This is a genomic window from uncultured Amphritea sp., assembly GCF_937127095.1.
In the GTDB taxonomy this organism is placed as follows: Bacteria; Pseudomonadota; Gammaproteobacteria; order Pseudomonadales; family Balneatricaceae; genus Amphritea.
Genome location: NZ_CAKZLP010000041.1, coordinates 51,055 through 71,171 on the forward strand (window position 1 = coordinate 51,055; position 20,117 = coordinate 71,171).

Here is a 20,117-nt window from a genome sequence, read left to right on the forward strand (position 1 = left end):
CTCTTGTGATATTCCTGCTGGCTTTAAGGTTTATCGCGTTTTACTGGGCAAGGATTCCTCATGATAGCTATTGGTTTAGTTCTATTCTGAAGCTTCTTTCACAATCTAAAACAGACTTACCACCGGGTACACGAAGAGCATAGAGACAATCTGATGAATATCTCTACTCTGTGACCTCTGTGGTGAAACCTTTACCTATCTCTTTTTTGCGTCAGGCGTTGAGACTTTTACTAATGGATTCTGGCCTGAGCCACCAGGTAGCACCAGTGAGCTGCCAAGAGGCATTCTGGTGAGCCTTCGCTGATTGGTAGCTGTTGACCGTGAGTGAACCTTCGTGATCCACTACGCGGGTAAATAAGCATCGATCAAGGATCGCAGACGTTGGACAATAATAAAAATCCTGCATCAATAGCCGCATTATGGATGGTCGGAGCTCTTCTTTCATTTATGACCATGGCCATCGCCGGGCGTGAACTATCAGACGAACTCAACACCTTTCAGATCCTGTTCTTTCGCAGTGTTATCGGTTTATTCGTGATCGCCTGTTTATTACAGCGCAATGGCTGGCAGCAAGTCCGTACCCCGGCGATATCAAAGCATTTGTTTAGAAATCTGGCGCATTATGGCGGTCAGTTTGGTTGGTTTTACGGCCTGGCATTCATTCCGCTGGCGCAGGTATTTGCGATTGAGTTTACCGTGCCGGTGTGGACCGCTTTACTGGCCGTGTTCTTTTTAGGTGAGAAATTAACCGTCCCCCGGATGATCGCTATTGGATTGGGCATTGTCGGTATGTTGATCATCTTGCGTCCGGGTCTGGAAGTGATGAACCCCGCCGCTCTGGCGGTGTTAGGCGGTGCGATCTGTTACGCGATCTCCCATATTAAAACCAAACAGCTGGCCCATATCGACACTCCGCTTTGCATCCTGTTTTACATGACGGTAATCCAACTACCGTTAGGGCTGATCCCGGCATTGTATGATTGGAAAACGCCATCCCTTGACGCCTGGCCCTGGATTCTGTTGGTCGGATTAACCGCCATGAGCGCCCATTACTGCTTAACCCGAGCCATGAAATTGATTGATGCCACCGTTGTCGTCTCGATGGATTTTCTAAGACTGCCCCTGATCGCCGCGGTGGGCTTTCTGTTTTATGGCGAACCGCTGGAGTGGGCTGTTTTAATCGGCGCATTAGTGATGTTAATCGGCAACTACATCAGCAACCGGGCGGAAAAAAGGAAGTTGAATTAAGGTTTCTCGTAGCTCGTAGCTCGAAAAAGCAAATGACAGTTTCTTATGTGGGAGTGGCGTTAGCATGCCCTCTGGGGATTGGATTACTGCTATCTCTTCTCAGCGTTCAACCTCGCTCGAACCATTAAATATTCACCACAGTACCCAAAGGGCATGCTAAGAACACCGGGGTCACAGAGAAAGTGCTTCTTTGATAGCCGCACATATTCCCGTTATTCGCTGTGGAGAATTCCCTCAGATTTTTGGCCTTTATATACAACAGTACTGGGGTTGTTATATCTCAATTCTCCCATTCAGGGGCCCCCTTTCCCTTGAACAAGGTAAACATTGAACTAACGCTTTGATTTAACAGAATGTGGATATTATGATTGAGGCAAGTTTATGGCAGGGACGCAGCCTTTACAGGCACTATAATTCTGTAATATGTCTCTCGTAATTCTTGTTAACCTGCTGATATATAGAATGAATGTGAATATTGGCCTATCGAATCCCCAGAATTATAGTGTCTGGAGATATAGTGCCAAAGGTCTCTATAATTAGCTGTAACATACCTTCATAGCGTAGCGAGAAGGGTATCCCATAGTGTAGCTCTGTAGATTTCTCTTCCTAAAGGATTTATTTCCTCATGGAAGGATCTTCTATATCAATTAACCCTCCACGCCAATGTCATATAATAGCAAGCTATATCATCATCCCCGTTACATATAATTCAAAGAGATAACAGGCCTTAATATACCGAAAACATTGATTTTATCGCATTCCTATGTCACTTTCCTGATTCAGATAATGTCATTTAGTGGTTTTTTTTATGAGTTCCAATATCAATTCATTCAGCCTTTGGCCTGTTTCTTACGATAGCCCTGTTGTTGATTTGTGCTTCGAGCTTGAAGAGCTTAGGGCTTATAGGCCTCATAGCACTACACCTGACTGGCTTTTTTTCCAGCTGAAAGACATTCTTCATTCTGCAGAAAGCTTGATGTCACTTAGACTAGAGGGAAACACAACCGAGATAGTTGAGTATGCACAAGCCAGGCAATCCGGTGATTTCGTGAAAGAGCCTATCAAGGAAATTTTCAATTATGAGAAGGCCTTGACGCATACGATGAAGCATCTTGAGAATGAAGGAGATATAGACGGTGATCTCATCTGCCAACTTCATGAAATTGTTGTGGATGGACTGACGCCCGTACAAGCTGGCGGTGACGGCGATATGCATCCAGGGCAATACTCATTCATCAAGGAAGAAGGGATCAGACGCGTAGGGAGCGAAACAGCAGGGAAATATCACTACCCGCCAGTTTTTCCAGATAATGCCAAATACATGCTGCGTCTATTTGAGTTTATCGAAGCTGACCATGGTAAAAAATATGATGCGATAAAGATCGGACAGGCGCATCAACTTTTTGCTTGGATTCATCCATTCAATAACGGAAATGGTCGAGTTGGACGATTACTTACTCATGCTATGTTAATCAAAGCTAACTTTAGCGTCGCAGGGTTACTAACTCCATCTTCCATCTTTTGTGGAGATAGATCAGCATACAATGCTCGATTGTCTGCCTGTGACGATCTATCAAACGATCCTGCTAAAGAGGAGTGGCTTGTATACGTCTTGGGTGGAATTGTTAAAGAATTCAAAAAAGTTACAAATCTTATGGATTTTGAATTTGTGAAAAAAAATATCCTACTAGCGGCAATCAACGGTGCCTATGAACAAGGGAAAATTGAGCAGAATGATCATAAGATTCTGAAATGTGTCTATCATCTGGAAAGTTTCAAAACGGGCGATACCTCAGACCTCAAGCTTGCCTCTGCATACAGATCAAGATTGCTTAGCGCTATGCTTGAAAAGGGACTGATCAAACCGAAGGCAGAAAAAGGTCGTATCTATCAAGTTAACTATCTTCATCCACAATTAATGTACGGGGTTCTCAAAGCACTTGAGTATCAACGAATGCTTCCTCCGCCAGACAAAATGCTAGCAAATGCTATTAGTAAAGAGCGAGGTGAGCTCGAATGAGAGCACTTGTGCTGGACTGAAATCAACGGTGAAATCAACGGGGTCAGAGTCATTGATCCAGCTAGCTTAACTGGACCAGTTTTTTCACTGCGTGCTTCATGTCCTCTGTGGTTAAACAGGCGAAGTGGCCAAAAAGTTACAGGTGGTCAGGGATGAACGAGATGTTTAGATATTTTGGAATCCAGCCCATGCGAGTGAGTAAAAGATTGATAGCCGTGGACTGGTACTGAGGGTCTGTGTTTTACACGGGCAAGGATATTATTGAAGAGCCGGATGCGGTAATTCTGTACGTTCGGATCTGTGTGGGGTCGCCTCGGTAACGGGGCGCTCTACCACGACTATGTCAATAGTTTAAGCAGGTTTAGACATGAAGAAAGCTTACAACATAGTTAACATTTTACGCATTAGAGACCATGAGAAATTCAATGAGTATGTCGCTGGTCATATTCCAACTATTGAAAAATTTGGTGGCAAGTTCTTAGTCAAAGGTGACTCTGGAGAAATATTGGAAGGCTGCTGGGAAAGTAACCTTATGGTTGTTCATGAGTTTCCAAGCATCGAACAATTTAAAGAGTGGTATAACTCGGAAGAATACCGCCCATGGAAGGAGTTACGTCAGTCTTGCGCAGACGTAAATGTAATTCTCACTGAAGGAGAATGAGCAGATAACAAATCAATCAATGACCGCCAACAAGCTGACTTGGACCTCCAAAACGCTACGCGTTTTTCCGGCCCGTTATTGAAGCGTTATTTTAGGACCGTACCTAAACGTACACCCGACCCCCATGCCCATGCTTTTTCTAGCAAGTCACGAAGTGACGTCTAGCGAGCGGCGCAGCCGCGTTCTAGCCACTGGCCGCTTAAAAACTAAGTCCTACCCGCCCCTCATTACTTCAATAAAAACCCCCGCTCTTGAAGAAAAGACAACATATGCGGCCGCGCTTCTTTTACCAGCATGCCGGACATCTGTTCGCTCCAGGTCATCTCTTTATTGCCGCCGGTACGGCTTTGGTAGTATTCACGCACAGATTTATCGTATTCAGCGATGGTTTCTTTATCGCCACTGTCGCTATAGCTGTCCTGTTTCAGGATGACTTCGACCGGCAGACGGGGTTTCACTTCCGGGTTCTGATCCGGATAGCCGAGACAGAGACCGAAGACCGGGTAGACCAGTTCTGGCAGCTCCAGCAGTTCTGATACCCGGGCGATCTGGTTGCGGATGCCGCCGATATAGACGATGCCTAAGCCGAGCGATTCAGCGGCGATAGTCAGGTTTTGAGCGAACAGTCCGACATCAACGGTAGCGGTGATAAACTGTTCTGTGAAGCCAGAGTTGATCTCGGCGTCGTTCATTTCGCAGGCGAGCTTGTTGCGCTGCATATCGGCACAGAACACTAGAAATACGGGTGCTTCGCCAACATAAGCCTGACCACCGGAGCACTCGACCAGTTGATTACGCTTGTCCTGATCATTCACCTGAATAACGGTACAGGCCTGAATGAAGCTGGAAGTGGCGGCAGCCTGTCCGGCTTGCACCAGGGTATTCACAGTTTCTTGTGGAATCGGCTGATCGGTGAATTTGCGGATTGATCGGTGGCTGTTGAGTAGCTCTATAACGGCGTTCATCGGTTATTCCATCTAAGTATCGGTGGTGAGTGTATGCCGGAAGGTCAGGTTGATCCGTCCCTCCAGTGGCCGACTGGTTTTGGGCACGCTGTGGTGCCAGTAATGTTGTAACTGGCCTGCCATTATCAGCAGGGAGCCGCTATTGAGCAAGAGTTCCTGTTGCGGAATCGCTTTATCAACGCGGTGGCGCAGCAGAAAACGGCGTGGTTGGCCCAGGCTCAGGGAGGCGATCACCGGGTTTCTGCCCAGCTCGGGCTCGTCGTCGCTGTGCCAGCCCATACTGTCTTTGCCGTCGCGGTAATAGTTAATCAGTACGGTATTGAAATGCTGATTGGCGAGAGATTCTACGCGCCGTTTCAGCTGCTGGATCAGCGGGTGCCAGGGCTCCGTTTGCAGGGTTAGACCGGAATAGCGGTAGCGGATGCCCGGCTCGCCCTGAAAGCACTGAAGTCGGGGGATGCTGACCATTCGGCCAAACATTCTGATCTCGGCCTGGTGCCAGTTAAGTGTTTGCTCCAGTGTCTGATATAGCGATGCAGTCTGTTCTTCGGGGATGAAGTGGGGGGCGAGCTGTAACTCGCCCTGAGGAATGACGATCTTTGTCATCCCTCCAGCAGTTCCCGGGTGGCTACTGCAATCGCCGGGGCGATCTCGATCTGACTGCTGGGGTGGGGGATACAGCGACTGGTGATCACATCCGCGACCGCTTGCAGTTGCGGGTAGGCATCGGTGGCGAATATCCCGTGCACGGCAATGCAGGTGGCTCGGGGCATCCCTGCATTTTGCAGGTGGGTGATGGTCTCCAGCATGGTCCTGCCACTGGAGATGATGTCATCGACTAACACCGGCGTGTGCTGATGCCAGCGCTCCACTTCCGGCAGTGTGACTTCTACATCATAGTCACCCCGGCGGATCTTGTTGAGCACCTGAAAGGGTGCACCTGCCAGCTTAGCCACACTGGAGACCCATTGCTCGCTCTCGCTGTCCGGGCCGATCAGCAGTGGCTTTTGAATATTCTCTTTGATCCAGTCAGCGATGAGCGGCGCTGCATGAACGACTCGCGAGGGGATTGTATAGATCTCATCCAGCGAGTCGTAACGGTGCAGGTGGGGGTCAACGGTCACCAGAAAATCGACTGTTTGGGACAGCAACCGGGCAAAGGGCCGCGAGCTGACGCACTCACCTTCATGAAACTGTTTGTCCTGACGCATATAGGCGAGATAGGGGGTGATCAGCCCGATCTTTGCGGCACTCATCTGTCGCAGGGTGTCACTTAACAACACCAGCCTGAGAATCTTGTTGTCGGGCTGGTAGAGGTTGCAGAAGATCACCACGTTATGGCCTTTACAATCGGTCAGCACCCGCAGATAACTCTCATCATCGGGAAACCGGCGCAGCTCTATCTCGCCTTTCTGAGCATTGAGTTCGCCTAGCAGTTGGGTTTCCAGTTGTGGGTCTGATTCCAGATTAAATAGTATGGTTTTCATCACTACACTCCTTAGCCGAGCTTGCCTCTACAGCGTCCTCTCCATCAGCGCTCTTTTCATCAGAGCTCTTTTCATCAGAGATCTCTCCATCAGAGCTCTCTCCATCCGAGCTTAGAGAGATAATATCCGGATGGCTTTCGAGGTAGTCGACGGCGTAGTTAAGCTCGCCGGAGCTTTCGGCGTGGATGGTGAGTAACGGGTCATGTGGATGTACTTTCTGGCCCAGTTTGACATGGATCTCTAAGCCCGCAGTAGGGTCTAGCGGAGCCCCCGCCAGTTTAGCAACCTGAGCCAGTTGGCGGTTGTCCACCTGGGTTACAGTGCCTGTTTTATCCGCCATCAGTTTGAACCGATAGGGCGCTTCATCCGGCTGCTTCATGCCCCCCTGTGCATTACAGATAGCACAGAATTTTTCCCAGGCGAGACCGCTTTCGAGAACGGCGGTTGCTTTTTCTATGCCGCCGCCGGCGTCTACAATACCGGCCATCTCAAGCATGGTGCCGGACATGGTCAGAGCTCGCTGCTTCAGATCCTGTGGGGCATCAGTGTCATTTTGCAATACCGCCATGACGTCTTTAGCTTCCAGTGCTGGCCCGATGCCGTTACCGACCGGCTGGCTGCCATCGGTATAGAGTATCTGAATCTTAATACCCAGCTGTTCACCCACTGTCATAAAGGATGCGGCCAGCTTATCTGCTGCTTTCTGGGAACGGACCTTAGCGGTGGGGCCTACCGGGATATCGATCAGCACGTGGGTGGCTCCCGCGGCAATTTTTTTCGACAGCACGGAGGCGATCAACTGCCCCTCGCTGTCGATATCCAGCGCTCTTTCGACCTGAATCAATATGTCATCGGAAGGGCTGAGGCGCACCGAGCCGCCCCAGGCAAGGCAGGCACCTTCCTGTTTCACCACCTGTTTCATCTGCTCCAGCGTCAGACTGACTTCGGTCATCGTTTCCATAGTGTCAGCGGTGCCGGCGGGGGAGGTGATCGCCCGGGAGGATGTCTTGGGCATGGTCAGGCCGCTGGCAGCGAGAATCGATACCACGATCGGCGTAGTGCGGTTGCCAGGTAAGCCACCGACACAGTGCTTGTCAATGACCATCGGCTGTCCCCAGTCGATGCGGCTGCCGGAATCGATCATCGCCTGGGTAAGTGCGATAATCTCAGCATCATTGAGTTTGTCATCACCGCAGGCGGTGATAAATGCAGCAATGTGCACATCCGCATAGCGGCCATCAACGATATCGTTGATGATCTCCTGAAACTGCTGTTTATTGAGTGGGTGGCCATAGACTTTTGAACGTACATGGGACAGTGACTGCACCGGGCGAGGGTGCGTCAACCAGACGTTGTCATCGGTATTCAGTTGTAACCTTAGCCAGGCGGATTCGGAAAAACCGATCTGCCCGCGGCGCAACATTTCGCCGGTAATGATGTTGAGGGTGGCGATAATCTTGCAGTGTTCGGTGTGCACCAGCACCCGCGACAGGGCAGAGAACCCTTCTGAGCGGCATACCGGGCTATCAGCCCTGAGGTAGATTATCGGTTCCTGGCGGGTGTCTATGCCCAGCCTGCGTGCCTGGAGCGTGGTGGCTCGTTCGGGGGTGGAGATCATCTTTGCTTTGCTCCCTGTCCGGATCTCAGTCTGCTAACACTAACGGCTAACGAATGAGTCTGGTCGCCAAATAGAATGGTCTTTTAATCTGTTTATAACAGAGAACAATATCGCCTGTACATGATATCGCTACCTATTCAGATGCTTTAACGGCAGACTGAATTAAGACAGGTGGCGTGAGTCCGGATAGCTGATAGAATGTCGCACACTTCAAAAGCAGATAGAAAAAAGTAGGATATCATGGAACGCAGATTCAGACTGGTACTGGCTTGCCCTGATCGATTGGGTATTGTGGCGATGGTAAGTAATTTTATCTCCAGTCATGGGGGCTCTATTGCGGATGCCAACCAGCATTCTGATAGCTCTACCGGCTGGTTTTTTATGCGGGTTGAGATTGTCACTGCCTCCAGAAGTTTTGATCGTGAGCAACTAATTGAGCAGTTCACGCCGATCGCTCAGTCATTCAAAATGCAGTGGGAAATAAGCGATGCAGCGGTGCCTAAGAAAGTGGTGCTGATGGCCAGTCGTGAGTCCCACTGTCTTGCTGATCTGCTGTACCGCTATCATGAAGGTGAGCTGGATTGTGAGATCCCCTGTGTGATCTCCAACCATGATGATCTGCGCAGCATGGTCGAGTGGCACGGCATTGCCTACCACCATGTGCCGGTTGATCCGAAGGATAAACAGCCGCACTTTGATAAGGTGCATCAGCTGATTGTTGAACATCAGGCGGATACCATCGTGTTGGCGCGTTATATGCAGATTCTGCCCAGCACAGTGTGCGATATCTACCGCCATAAAATCATCAATATTCACCATAGCTTTCTACCCTCCTTTGCGGGTGCAAAACCCTACCATCAAGCCCACGAACGGGGTGTTAAACTGATCGGTGCTACCTGTCATTATGTGACAGAAGAACTGGATGCAGGCCCGATTATTGATCAGGATGTGGTGCGGGTGACGCATCGTGATCAGCCACAAGAGATGGTGCGTCTGGGTAAGGATGTTGAGAAAACGGTGCTTTCAAGGGGGCTGCGCTGGCATCTCGAAGACCGGGTGCTGGTGCACGGTAATAAGACCGTGGTATTTAACTAAAAACAGCTGTGCTCATTCTGTGGGTGGAGGCATTTATTCGCCTAATTGATAGACCTCGGACAGTGTTTTGTTGTTAGCAGCTGGGCTAAGATAAGCTCATTAAAAATGAGCCCGTAAAAATCTCAATAAAAAAGAGTCGGTTCGACCGGCCGTTAGATTTCTGATATCCGCCTGGAGGATACTCGATGTTGCGATCTGTTAAAGCCAGCGATTATATGGCTGAAAAGCTGATTACATTTACGCCTGAAACTGATCTGTTTGAAGCGATAAATCTGCTGCTGAAATACCGGATTACCGGAGCCCCGGTTATTGGTGCAAATGGCGAGTTGGTTGGGCTGCTGTCCGAGGCTGATTGTCTTAAAGCGATTCTGACCCTGACCTATCATGAAGAGGAGATGGGCGGTAAAGTGGGTGATTATATGTCGCCCGAGGTGTTTACCATCTCCCACGATGCCGACATTATCTCTGTGGCAGAAGAGTTTATTATCAATAAAAGGCGTCGCTTGCCGGTGATAAAAAATGGTAAACTGATCGGCCAGATCAGTCGCCGTGATGTGCTGCGCGCAGTCGAACAGTTTGCTCAGGATGGCTGATCGGTTTTGTATCAGGGCCGCCGGTTGTGGGTGTGCATCAGGCTGAGTGTGTTTGCATAAGCAGGTCGCTATTAGCTCGGCATAATTTTTACGCACATCCTACCCCTGCGTCGTTACACGCCTGAGTAACCGGGCCTGCTTGTCAGGCACCGGTTAGCTGAGTTGGCGGCCTTGTTGTTTTTACTTTCTGCTTTAGATTTATGGAATCATTATGAGCTTCCGCTTTCCGGAAAAACCCGTACTGTTTTATCCTTCGCTGGCACGTACGGCAGGCTCTGATGAAGCGATCCTTCTGGCTATCTACCACGATTATATTCAAATTCACGGGCTACCGGATAAGTCGGGCTATCCTTCCGCGGTTTTAAGTCGCTCCGAATGGCTGTCGCTGACCGGTTTCTGGGATGAAGAAAAACTGGCGATGACGACCAGTAGTCTGGTGTCTCAGGGTTATATTCAGGCCTCTTTTGGTCATGGCCGGGCGATTAAACTGGCGTTGTTGATCCCGATAGATCAGCATTCCGCACCATCGTCTGCTGCATCCTCTTCACCGGTGTTCCCGGATGAGCCGCCCTCTCCGCCGGTGATGGTTCAGGATCTGCCGGTGGTTGAACAACCGCCGGAACGCAGTGAGATCAGTCGCCGGGTGCATCAGGCGCAGCCTCGCAGACTGGGTCCTGCACCGACCTTTGGTGGCAGTATCGGCTGGTCGAAAAGCCGTCAGGTTACCCCCAGTCGTGAAACTACAGCGGAGAACGACTTTGCCAGTCGGTTGAATGAGATCGAACAGAAAAACCAGAAGCTGCAGCCGATGTCCCTTGGGTGGCGTCCCTCGCAGATGCTACTGGATATGTTACCCCGTCACAGTATTCCGCAGCCGTTTGCAGAAGGCCTGCTGGACGAGTTTATACTCTACTGGCTGGATAAAGATCGCAAAGAATCCAACTGGGACCAGAAATTCCTTGCCTGGGTTAAGCGGGAGTGGGTTAATCAACAAACACGGGATGCACGCAAACAGCGGGCAGAACAAGCAAATAAAGGTGTAAGCCATGAAAACACCCGGCCAGATAATCGGGAAAAGCGCCAGCGGGTTACCGCAGCCATCATGGACATCAAGGACACCGACTGGTGATTCTGAAGCGGCTGCTGAATCTACGGTAATCAGCAACCAGACCAAAACCCTGATCAATATGCTGTTTGCCCGCTTTATGGCAATTTACGGGCATAAGTTTAAAAGCTGTTTTGAAACTCAGGATGAGATTCGCATCGCTAAGCGCGAATGGGCGCTGAGTATGCAGGGATATAGCGAAGCGGAACTGGTGTCAGCAATCAATCGCTGTAAAGAGACCCTGGCGTGGATGCCGACGATCTCTGAATTTATCACCATCCTGAACGAGCAGAGTGGTAATTTTGGCCTGCCTCCGGCGAAGATCGCCTATGAGGAGGTGTGCCGCTATGCCGACCATCCAACCCAGCATGACTGGACCCATGTGGCGCTTTACCATGCTGGTAAAGCCACCGGTTGGTTCCGGCTGCGCAGCGAAACAGAGGATCGGGTTTTTCCGGACTTTCTCTATAACTATCAGGTGATCTGTCGCCGGGTGCGGGCGGGAGAAAATCTCTCAATTGAGGTGCCTGTTGCGCTGGAAAATAAAAGTGATAACACCCTGGTGGAGTTTATCCAGCGCTGGGGAGAGCAACAGAAACTAAGCCCTGAGAAAGCCAGTACATTGCTGTTCTATCTCACCAAACCGGCAGGTACGGATATCCGCGAACGCTTCCGCCAGGCCAGCCAGCAACGGGCTGAAAGCTGGGGGCTATGTATTAAGCTGCCAGATGATTATCAATAAAAATACCGATATGAGTTCTCTTCAGGTGGTGAAATAACCACCTGAAGTGCTGCTCCTCTTCATCAATCCGCAACAACTGATCGCGCCTTAGTTTATCTATCCTTATTTCTCTATTCTTACTTATCGACCTATAGCCATTGAATAACCCTCTTGCCAGATGGTGTCGCTTTTTCGTGTCATAGGTTATGTCGCCAATTCCTGTCATAAAACCTAAATCTTAGTGACACAAAAGATAAACATAGCTTCGTTACTATGTGACTCCTCTCATTTTCTTGCGATCAGGAATATTTATGAAACTATTTGCAACGACAATAGCAATGGCAAAAAACACAAAATCAGTTGTTTTAGTGAGTGCGCTCATTGGTGCGATGTCTGCAGCATCAGTGGCTCATGCAGACCTGAAGTTGAATGGTTCCGGCGCAAGTTTCCCAGCGCCGATTTATAACAAGTGGTTTAAAGACTATAGCAAAATCACTGATGGCGTTCGTATCGACTACCAATCTAAGGGTAGCGGCGCTGGTATCCGTGACTTTATCAACGAGACTGTAGACTTTGCTGCCAGCGACGCTGCAATGAAAGATAAAGAGATCGCACAGGTTAAACGCGGTGCCATTCTTCTGCCAATGACGGCCGGTGAAGTTGTTCTGTCATACAACCTTGACGGTGTTGAAGAGCTTAAGCTTCCTCGTGATGTCTACCCGGCAATCTTTATGGGTGAAATCACTCAGTGGAACGACCCGAAAATTGTTGCAGCGAACCCGGGTGTAAAACTGCCTGATTCAAAAATCACTGTCGTTGTTCGTTCTGACTCCAGTGGTACAAGCTATGTTTACACCAACCACCTGTCTGCTATCAGCCCTGAATTCAAAGCCGCCGTTGGCGCAGCAAAATCTCCAAACTGGCCAACGACCGGTACTCTGGTTAAAGCGCCTAAAAATGATGGTGTAACCGCAACGATTAAACAAACCCCCGGGTCAATCGGCTACATTGAATACGGTTTTGCTAAATTGACCAAAATGCCAACCGCTATTCTTCAGAACCAAAAAGGTAAGTTTATCGCTGCGGGTGGTGAAACCGGTGCTGCAGCATTAGCAACCACTACTTTCCCGGATGCAAACCTGCCGGGTAGTGATGTTCCTGACCTGCGCGCATGGGCAACCGATCCTGCAGGTGATAATGCTTACCCAATTGCTTCATTCACCTGGTTGCTGGTGTACAAAGACCAGGATGATGCCAAAGCTGAAGCGATGAAAAATCTGATCGAATATATGGTGACTACGGGTCAGGAGTCTGCTGAATCTATGGGTTACATCCCATTACCTGCGAACGTAGTTGAGAAAGTACGTAATGCATCAAAAATGATCAAGTAATCTGATCACTTTCAAAATGGGTTAGTCAATGCTGTAAGTGCCTCAGTGTGCTTGCAGCATTTCCATTCTCAGATTTCAATGCACAGATAATAGGTATATGCATGGTATACGATCCCTTTAAGCACGCCAGTAGCGATAGAACGCTGTCTGCGCCGCCTTCTGCTTTTGATTATATGAAGGATAAGGTATTCAGGTCTTTTGCCTATTGTTGTGCCTTAGCCATCATTCTTTTAGTTACATATATTGTATTTGAGCTTGGCTCACAGGCTCTGCCCGCCATAAAGACTTATGGCCTGGGTTTTGTCACTGGCACCACATGGGATGCTAACCAGCGAGAGTTTGGCGTGCTGCCTGAGATCTGGGGAACACTCTATAGCTCGTTGATTGCACTGGCGATTGGTGGGGTTTTAGGTGTGGGTATTGCCATTTTCTTAACCCAAAGTTTTGTTCATGCGAAATTAGAGCTGGTTTTCAGAACAATTATCGAATTACTGGCCGCTATTCCTTCAGTTGTTTATGGTCTGTGGGGTATCTATGTCCTTATCCCATTATTAAGACCCGTTGCCCAATGGTTCTATGAAACATTAGGCTGGTTTCCTTTTTTTGGTACTGAGTTAAGTGGTCCGGGCCTTGCGCCAGCTTCACTGGTACTCGCTATCATGATTCTACCAACGGTTGCTGCGATTTCTGCCGATGCCTTCCAGCGTATCCCCTATAAAGTGAAAGAAGCGGCTTACGGTATGGGGGCAACAAAATGGGAAGTCATTCTTAAAGTGATGTTACCCACAGCATCGTCAGGTATTTTAGCCGGTTTGGTGCTGGGCTTCGGCCGGGCGCTGGGTGAAACAATGGCCTTAGCCATGCTGATTGGTAACGTAAATAACATCAGCTTGTCGTTATTCGCGCCTGCTAATACGCTGGCTTCTCTGCTGGCCTCCACGTTCCCTGAAGCGGGGGAGATAGAGGTACAGGCGCTGATGTATGCGGCGCTGGTATTACTGGCTATCACCTTTATCGTCAACATCGCAGGTCTGGCCGTACAACAATATGCGATGCGTAAATTTGAGGGTAAAAAATGAGCGAAATAACTCAGCAATTGCCTCCAGTGGTTGAGTTTCCATCACTGGAAAAAGATTCGTTCGATATACGGGCAATTAAAAATTCAACCCTGACCCTGATGGTTTGGGGTATCGCTATTATGGCGAGCATTCCTCTCTTCTCAGTCATTTTTATGCTGATCAGCGAGGGTGGTTCCCGTATAGATATTGAAGCACTTACGGAAATCCCTCCTGCGGGTTTTGAAACGGGCGGTGGTTTTGGTAATGCCATTATCGGTACCTTCGTGATGGTGGGCATTGCTTCACTGATCAGTATCCCTTTCGGGATTATGGCTGCGCTGCATCTGGCGATTCTCGACCCCAACAGTAAGCTGACGACTATTTCCCGATTTCTGGCTAAAGTGCTCACCGGTTTTCCTTCCATTCTGGCCGGTGTATTTGTCTACGCTGTCATTGTTATTACGACAGGCACCTATTCCGCCTGGGCCGGTGGTGTTGCATTAGCCGTGCTCATGTTGCCAACCGTGACACTGGCGGCTGAAGAGGCGATGAGGCAGGTACCTCAGCGGATGAAAGATGCGGCCTATGGCATGGGTTGCACACGTACTCAGGTCATTATGCAAGTGGTGCTGCCAACCGGGTTACCCGGTATTTTAACCGGCGTGATCCTGGCTGTTGCCGGTGCTGCCGGTGAATCTGCACCGTTACTGTTTACGGCCTTGTTTAGTAACTACTACATGGCTGAACTGGCTGAGCCAACAGCCTCTCTGTCTATCCTGATTTACAACTTTTCAGGAATGCCATTTGATAATCAGATTGAACTCGCCTGGGCTGCTTCATTAGTACTGGTTGTATTAGTTTTGTTCTTCAACATACTGGCGCGCGTTGTTGGCCGTTCGAAATTTAAAGAATAATTGAGGTAATAAATTATGACTTCGCTATCGGATACTGGTGAGTTTATTGCAAAAAAATATGAGCCAAAAGGCCCGGTCGTTTTAGATTGCCAGATAAATAATATTTATTACGGTAATTTCAGAGCGGTCAGGGACTCTCATGTTCCCATTGAAAAGAATAAAGTCACTGGCTTTATTGGCCCGTCAGGGTGCGGAAAAAGTACGGTATTAAGAAGTATGAACCGTATGAATGATTTGATTGAATCATTCCGTTTTGACGGCAGCATTCAGTATCACAGTAATGACATATACGGTAAGAAGGTCGATCCCGTCGTTGTCAGACGTTACATTGGCATGGTCTTTCAGTTGCCCAACCCCTTCTCAATGAGCATCTACGATAATGTTGCTTTTGGCCTGAGGCTCAATGGCTTCAAAGGTGATGAAGAGGAGATGGTGGTGCAGGCACTGAAAAGAGCCGCTATTTGGGATGACGTAAAAGATAAACTTAAAAACAGCGGTCTGTCTCTGTCCGGTGGTCAGCAACAACGGCTTTGTATTGCCAGAGCCATCGCAACCGAGCCTGATGTGCTATTAATGGACGAGCCATGTTCGGCGCTTGACCCGATTGCCACACGCCAGGTTGAAGAGCTGATGGTTGAGCTGAAAGAGCACTACAGTGTGGCTCTGGTCACCCATAATATGCAGCAGGCAACCCGTGTTGCCGATGTTACCGCGTTTCTGGGTGTGGATATTTCTCAGGGAGGCCGTACCGGTTATCTGGTTGAAATGGATGACACGCAGAAGATTTTTGAAGACCCACAGCAACTACTGACGCAACAATATGTCAGAGGTGAGTTTAGTTAATTATTGATTAACGCTTACCACCCTGACTGAGTATGAAACCTGTAGAGCACGGCATGATTTGATGGCTAAAATATTACAACTGAATATTGATGAAATCAGATCATGCCTTGTCGATACACAAAAAAACTTCAACAGAATCAATGCAACCCTCACCGTTCAGCGCAAGCCTCCCTCTGATGAGGTGATCGATAACCTGATAGCGGGTTATGCAAAAATTGATGAGCATCTGCAAAATGGAACAGACCTTTTCAAAATAGGTAATTCCGGACTTGTCTTAGAGCTTAATCATATCGTGCTGTATCATCATTCAGATATCTCTGTTGAAGAGGATAAGTCACAGTTTAAAGCAACCAAAAAGCATTTTTACGATACCAAAAATGCTGGAATTGGTCCTTTAATGGAGTGGCTGGCGTTCAATAAAAATACCGAGATCTGGAAAAAAACGGCGGGCACCTTTACCCATATCATCAGTCAGCCGCAACTGTTTTTAGAGGGTAACCATCGTACTGGCTCATTGATTATGAGCTATATGTTGATGCGACAGGGTCTGTCGCCATTTGTCCTTTCATATGAAAATGCCAAACACTTTTTTGAACCGGCAGAGTTGACCAAAAGCCGTCATAAAAAAACGCTATTGGACGAGTTTCTTCATCTGCCGAAACAGACACGAAAATTTGCCAAGCTGCTGAAAAATGAACAAACCAGTAAATTTTTATTAAAAAAGTAGTTTATTGCAACGGGCCTGAAACAGGCTTTTCTTTTAGCTCTCCACGATTTGAGAGCAGTATTTTTTGAAATTTCTCCGGATCATGTTTGAGTATATCGACATACTCCATGACCAATGAGTGCCAGTTATGGCCTTCGTAGATGGCAAATTTATCCAGTGCGACCATGAGTAATTTAGCGGCTGCTCGCTGTTCTTTTTCACCGGCATCGGCATACCACTCAACAATCTCATCATACAGTGATTCTGTTTTTTCTAGCGGAGTTAACTCAACAGGGGGTGTTTGGTATTCACGGCTCATTAATGCTATCTCGAAATGATGATTAGGTTGCTAAAGTAACATAGCTCTGAGTAGGATAGGCGCTATTCTATTCATAAAATATGCTATGGCCGGTAGCTTTCTGCCTGATAGCGTAAAGTGGAGATATGTCCTGATGGTCATCTCTGTGCTGTTCAGTTTTTGCGCTGTTGCCGGCCAGGATCACTGCGCGACCCAAAACTCAATCACCGCAAAGGGATGTCTGCTCCTGGCTTATTTTATATGGCCGGGTAAAAGAGTTGCCAAACTGAGCCAAGTTTTCTTAGCCTATTAAGTGAGGTTTCAACTCTGTGTCAGTCCTGCTGGACAATCTTTATCGAATAAAGCACATTATTCTTTTTGCTGTCTAATAAAAAAAGGTGTGTAGCTATGTTTAGCCATGTAATGCTGGGTGCAAATGATATTGAACAGTCCAGGGCTTTTTATGACGCGATACTCAATGTGCTAGGGCATAAGCCTGGCGTGTTCGATGATAAAGGCCGTTGTTTTTACCCCAGTGACAATGGGGTGTTTGCGTTGACCAAACCTATCAATGGTGAAGTGGCAACCCATGGCAACGGCATGACAATCGGATTTGTCGCGAGCACGCCAGCCTTGGTTGATGCCTGGCATGCCGCAGGGCTTGCAGCGGGCGGCGAAACCTGTGAGGAGCCTCCTGGTGTTAGAAGTAATGGCGCAAGAAAGCTGTATTTAGCCTATTTGCGAGATCCATCCGGTAATAAAATCTGTGCAACACATTATATGTCGGTGGCTTAAGCTTTACTTGTCTTCCCTTCCCTGAATAGCACTGTTTGTTGCACTGAAGTCCCGGTTATATGAACTGTTATTGGCTTGCAGTCGTGCTCAGCTTAGCTGCGCTGGGTGTTGTTCCCGCTTCTGCCAGGTCTGTAGAACAGGCCCGGGTGAATGTTGCTCAGGAGGCAGAAACTCAGACGAAAGCGGTTTGGCTGAGCCGGGTCCGGTTTGTTAACTCATCGACCCATAACGTCTATGGGCACTATAGCGCTGGCAATGACAAAGGTACGGTGGGGGTTCTTACCGCGGGCAGTAGCATTGTCCTGGATGCCGTTTTGTTTTCCCCAGAGGTCGCCGCTCAGGTTGAGTTTCGTTGTGATAAGGCGGACCAGTTTAGCTGTGCCGATGGCTGGGTGGATCTCACCGGTGTATACCCACATGGAGATGATGGCAGTGTGACGACGGTGTTCACTTTCGTCAGAATTGGAGAGATCAGATTAAGCTTTGAGGTTTCCGGTGCAGGTGGTGACCCTACTGCTTATCGGGAGATTGTGATTGGTAATATCAGCCGTCAATGAAAAGCTGACAGCGCGTTTAGCAGTACGCTCCGGGGTTGCCCGCAGGAGCGTATCTGTCGGTTTTTTTACAGAAACCCATCGCCAAACATTCCGCCAATTGCCCGGCTTAGCGCTTCGCTGCGCTCCGGTGAACGGAACTGCTGCAGTGTCAGTGCCCGCAGGGTGGGGATAAACATCAGGTCAGCCATCACCCGGTTAAAGCAGGCCTGGCCGGCGTTGTTTTCGGCCAGTGTTTGCAGAAACAGTTTAAGCAACTCAGGGTATTGCAGGCTGGCCCAGCAGCGGCTGGCAAGGGCGGCAATCACTTCGGCTTCTTTGCCATAGGGGCTGTGCAGCACCTGGGTGAGCACCGCTATTTTCTCTTCCTGTTCGGGGCACTGGGAGATAGCTCGCAGCAGCGCACCGATCTGGTTGGCGGATACTTTGCCTTCGGTCACACTGTTCTCCAGCCGCTGATGAATCGCTTCACTGAGCAGTTCACCGGGCTGAATATGTTCGATAAAGGTACAGGATGCTTCCAGAGGAACGTCCGGCAATCGGGGTAAAATCTGTGCCAGTTTGTTTTCGTTATTGCCTTGCTGATGGCGGATGACATAATCGGCGATACCCTGATAGCCCAGGCTGTCCCACTGATTCAGATCGGTTTTGCCATGAAAATACTGCTTTGCGCCATCATAGAAGGCGGATGCAGGTTGCCGGGTTGTCAGAGTGGCGGTGGCATGAAATGCTGCCATCTTCTCCTGATCGGGAGTGAAGCTGAAGGGGTTGTCCTTCAACGCATCGCGGTATTCAGTGGCATCGGTTGGCTGGTCCAGAGGGCCTTTACCCATACTATTAGTCAGGTTCTGTAGCAGCCTGTTAAGAAAATCATCCCGTGCGGCCTGTACCAGAAAGCCCTGTTCATCCAATGGCAGTTTGAGAAACCAGACGACATTCTCGTTAGCTTGTTTGGGGTTCCACATCAGAATAGCGACCCAGGCCTGGTGCAGAAAGGGCTTAGGATAGGGGATCTGTCCCATCTCCACTTTACGGAAGCTGTCGGGGGAGAGCTTGCTGATGCAGCGGCCGGTCGCGTTAGCGAAGAGGCTACTGTCGCGTCTACACTGACGAGCATGGTGTACCGTGAAGCAACGAGGCAAGCGATGCAGACCATGACGGCTGCGCACAGCAAACTGATCGAGCGTATCCAAGCCTCCGACGACCCTGCGTCACTGGTTGCAGTGATCAAGGAGAGCTTGCGGCCGCCCGGGTCGCTGCGTGACTTAGTCGCGACACTGCAAGAAGCGTGGACCGAAATGAAGAAGTTCGGTAGTCACGACGGCGACTGCAACAAGGAAGAGCTGTGCGAGGCATGCAGTACGCCGCTCAAGGGCTGTGGATTGCATCAACAGCATGTCAACGGGCGGATCGCAGCAATGGACGCTGCCGTAGGAAAGCTTACGGACGTGAGTCAGTGAACTACGACGTCGTCCAGATCGGTGCCCACAAAGGCAACACACATACTGACCCGGTGTTCAAATACTTGGCCAAGGATGCTACTGCGTTGCTAGTAGAGCCGGTCCCGCGGTTCTTCCGAGCGTTACGGAAGAACTACGCAGCATGGACAAGCGTCGAGTTTGCTAACCTGGCAATCGGTGACTGCAACGGCCAGTTGAAGCTCTTCGTGCCGCACCCACAGAACAAGTGGCGGGAGCTACCGAGGTGGGCAGATCAGCTGGCTAGCACAAACCCGGACCACATCCCGACGATATTGCCATCAATGAGGCAGCAAGAAGTCTTTGTTGACTGCCTGACTATCAATAGTTTGTTTGAGCGGTATGATGTGACGGAGATAGGGCAGTTGTTCGTGGACACCGAAGGGCATGACTACAATGTCTTGATGCCAATGGACCTAGGCGCGGTGTCGCCGCGGGAGATATGTTTTGAGCACGTACACACTGACGGTGCTCACGTACGCAGCGTCAAGTATGCAGAATTGTTGACCAAATTCACGGCGGCAGGCTACGTGGTTGAACGTGCCGACGGCGAAGACACGTTATTGG

At 49.2% G+C, this 20,117-nt stretch carries 22 protein-coding genes; 16 read left to right on the forward strand and 6 right to left on the reverse strand.

Annotated elements, in window-relative coordinates:
* Window positions 1–381 precede the first annotated feature (381 nt).
* The 3 genes from Q0499_RS09685 (at window position 382) to Q0499_RS09695 (ending at window position 3,929) form a co-directional block, all read left to right on the forward strand.
* Complete coding sequence (locus Q0499_RS09685; RefSeq protein ID WP_299198730.1) at window positions 382–1,248, forward strand: DMT family transporter; 867 nt, start codon at window positions 382–384, stop codon at window positions 1,246–1,248.
* An 808-nt stretch (window positions 1,249–2,056) separates the two neighbouring features.
* Window positions 2,057–3,268 (forward strand): Fic family protein, encoded by a 1,212-nt coding sequence (locus tag Q0499_RS09690; RefSeq protein ID WP_299198732.1) that lies wholly within the window; start codon window positions 2,057–2,059, stop codon window positions 3,266–3,268.
* Between the two features lie 367 nt (window positions 3,269–3,635).
* The gene (locus tag Q0499_RS09695) at window positions 3,636–3,929 is read left to right on the forward strand and encodes a DUF1330 domain-containing protein (RefSeq protein WP_299198734.1); all 294 of its coding nucleotides are present in this window, start codon (window positions 3,636–3,638) and stop codon (window positions 3,927–3,929) included.
* 227 nt (window positions 3,930–4,156) lie between these two features.
* On the opposite strand, the gene nfsA is transcribed toward Q0499_RS09695, so the two are convergent.
* Genes nfsA through Q0499_RS09715 form a run of 4 tightly spaced genes read right to left on the reverse strand, consistent with a single transcriptional unit; the run spans window position 4,157 to window position 7,999 of the window.
* Entirely contained in the window at window positions 4,157–4,894 is a 738-nt protein-coding gene (gene nfsA, locus Q0499_RS09700) for an oxygen-insensitive NADPH nitroreductase (RefSeq protein WP_299198736.1), read from the reverse strand.
* 12 nt (window positions 4,895–4,906) lie between these two features.
* Complete coding sequence (locus tag Q0499_RS09705) at window positions 4,907–5,500, reverse strand: alpha-ketoglutarate-dependent dioxygenase AlkB (RefSeq protein ID WP_299198738.1); 594 nt, start codon at window positions 5,498–5,500, stop codon at window positions 4,907–4,909.
* On the reverse strand, window positions 5,497–6,381 hold the full coding sequence (locus Q0499_RS09710; RefSeq protein WP_299198740.1) for a ribose-phosphate pyrophosphokinase: 885 nt from the start codon (window positions 6,379–6,381) through the stop codon (window positions 5,497–5,499). Before Q0499_RS09710 ends, Q0499_RS09705 begins: the two co-directional genes overlap by 4 nt.
* Window positions 6,362–7,999, reverse strand: a complete 1,638-nt coding sequence (locus Q0499_RS09715; protein WP_299198742.1) for a thymidine phosphorylase family protein — start codon at window positions 7,997–7,999, stop codon at window positions 6,362–6,364. Before Q0499_RS09715 ends, Q0499_RS09710 begins: the two co-directional genes overlap by 20 nt.
* Before the next feature lie 240 nt (window positions 8,000–8,239).
* On the opposite strand from Q0499_RS09715, the gene purU reads away from it, so the two are divergent.
* The 9 genes from purU to Q0499_RS09760 all read left to right on the forward strand — a co-directional run bounded on the left by purU (window position 8,240) and on the right by Q0499_RS09760 (window position 16,446).
* On the forward strand, window positions 8,240–9,094 hold the full coding sequence (gene purU, locus Q0499_RS09720) for a formyltetrahydrofolate deformylase (RefSeq protein ID WP_299198744.1): 855 nt from the start codon (window positions 8,240–8,242) through the stop codon (window positions 9,092–9,094).
* A gap of 185 nt (window positions 9,095–9,279) precedes the next feature.
* Window positions 9,280–9,687, forward strand: coding sequence for a CBS domain-containing protein (locus Q0499_RS09725; RefSeq protein ID WP_299198746.1), 408 nt, complete (start codon window positions 9,280–9,282; stop codon window positions 9,685–9,687).
* 211 nt (window positions 9,688–9,898) lie between these two features.
* Window positions 9,899–10,816 carry a DnaT-like ssDNA-binding domain-containing protein gene (locus Q0499_RS09730; RefSeq protein WP_299198748.1) on the forward strand — a complete coding sequence of 306 codons (918 nt, stop codon included), beginning with the start codon at window positions 9,899–9,901 and terminating at the stop codon, window positions 10,814–10,816.
* On the forward strand, window positions 10,734–11,534 hold the full coding sequence (locus Q0499_RS09735) for a replication protein P (RefSeq protein ID WP_299198750.1): 801 nt from the start codon (window positions 10,734–10,736) through the stop codon (window positions 11,532–11,534). Before Q0499_RS09730 ends, Q0499_RS09735 begins: the two co-directional genes overlap by 83 nt.
* 290 nt (window positions 11,535–11,824) lie before the next feature.
* Window positions 11,825–12,904, forward strand: a complete 1,080-nt coding sequence (pstS, locus tag Q0499_RS09740) for a phosphate ABC transporter substrate-binding protein PstS (RefSeq protein WP_299198752.1) — start codon at window positions 11,825–11,827, stop codon at window positions 12,902–12,904.
* A gap of 101 nt (window positions 12,905–13,005) precedes the next feature.
* Entirely contained in the window at window positions 13,006–13,983 is a 978-nt protein-coding gene (gene pstC / locus Q0499_RS09745; RefSeq protein ID WP_299198754.1) for a phosphate ABC transporter permease subunit PstC, read from the forward strand.
* Complete coding sequence (gene pstA, locus Q0499_RS09750; protein WP_299198756.1) at window positions 13,980–14,876, forward strand: phosphate ABC transporter permease PstA; 897 nt, start codon at window positions 13,980–13,982, stop codon at window positions 14,874–14,876. The genes pstC and pstA overlap by 4 nt, the downstream gene beginning before the upstream one ends.
* A gap of 93 nt (window positions 14,877–14,969) precedes the next feature.
* Entirely contained in the window at window positions 14,970–15,719 is a 750-nt protein-coding gene (gene pstB / locus Q0499_RS09755; protein ID WP_363317788.1) for a phosphate ABC transporter ATP-binding protein PstB, read from the forward strand.
* 181 nt (window positions 15,720–15,900) lie between these two features.
* Window positions 15,901–16,446, forward strand: coding sequence for a hypothetical protein (locus Q0499_RS09760; RefSeq protein WP_299198761.1), 546 nt, complete (start codon window positions 15,901–15,903; stop codon window positions 16,444–16,446).
* A 1-nt stretch (window position 16,447) separates the two neighbouring features.
* On the opposite strand, the gene Q0499_RS09765 is transcribed toward Q0499_RS09760, so the two are convergent.
* On the reverse strand, window positions 16,448–16,744 hold the full coding sequence (locus Q0499_RS09765; RefSeq protein ID WP_299198763.1) for a hypothetical protein: 297 nt from the start codon (window positions 16,742–16,744) through the stop codon (window positions 16,448–16,450).
* A 387-nt stretch (window positions 16,745–17,131) separates the two neighbouring features.
* Here Q0499_RS09765 and Q0499_RS09770 point away from each other — a divergent pair, with 387 nt between their 5' ends.
* Both Q0499_RS09770 and Q0499_RS09775 read left to right on the forward strand, forming a co-directional pair.
* On the forward strand, window positions 17,132–17,518 hold the full coding sequence (locus tag Q0499_RS09770) for a VOC family protein (protein ID WP_299198765.1): 387 nt from the start codon (window positions 17,132–17,134) through the stop codon (window positions 17,516–17,518).
* Between the two features lie 59 nt (window positions 17,519–17,577).
* Window positions 17,578–18,075, forward strand: a complete 498-nt coding sequence (locus tag Q0499_RS09775) for a hypothetical protein (RefSeq protein ID WP_299198767.1) — start codon at window positions 17,578–17,580, stop codon at window positions 18,073–18,075.
* 65 nt (window positions 18,076–18,140) lie between these two features.
* Here the strand turns inward: Q0499_RS09775 and Q0499_RS09780 are convergent, their stop codons facing one another.
* Window positions 18,141–19,214 carry a DUF3549 family protein gene (locus Q0499_RS09780; protein WP_299198769.1) on the reverse strand — a complete coding sequence of 358 codons (1,074 nt, stop codon included), beginning with the start codon at window positions 19,212–19,214 and terminating at the stop codon, window positions 18,141–18,143.
* A gap of 3 nt (window positions 19,215–19,217) precedes the next feature.
* Between Q0499_RS09780 and Q0499_RS09785 the strand changes: the two genes are divergently transcribed.
* Complete coding sequence (locus tag Q0499_RS09785) at window positions 19,218–19,532, forward strand: hypothetical protein (RefSeq protein ID WP_299198770.1); 315 nt, start codon at window positions 19,218–19,220, stop codon at window positions 19,530–19,532.
* The coding region (locus Q0499_RS09790; RefSeq protein ID WP_299198772.1) for an FkbM family methyltransferase at window positions 19,529–20,117 on the forward strand (589 nt) is incomplete at its 3' end. The genes Q0499_RS09785 and Q0499_RS09790, both read left to right, overlap by 4 nt.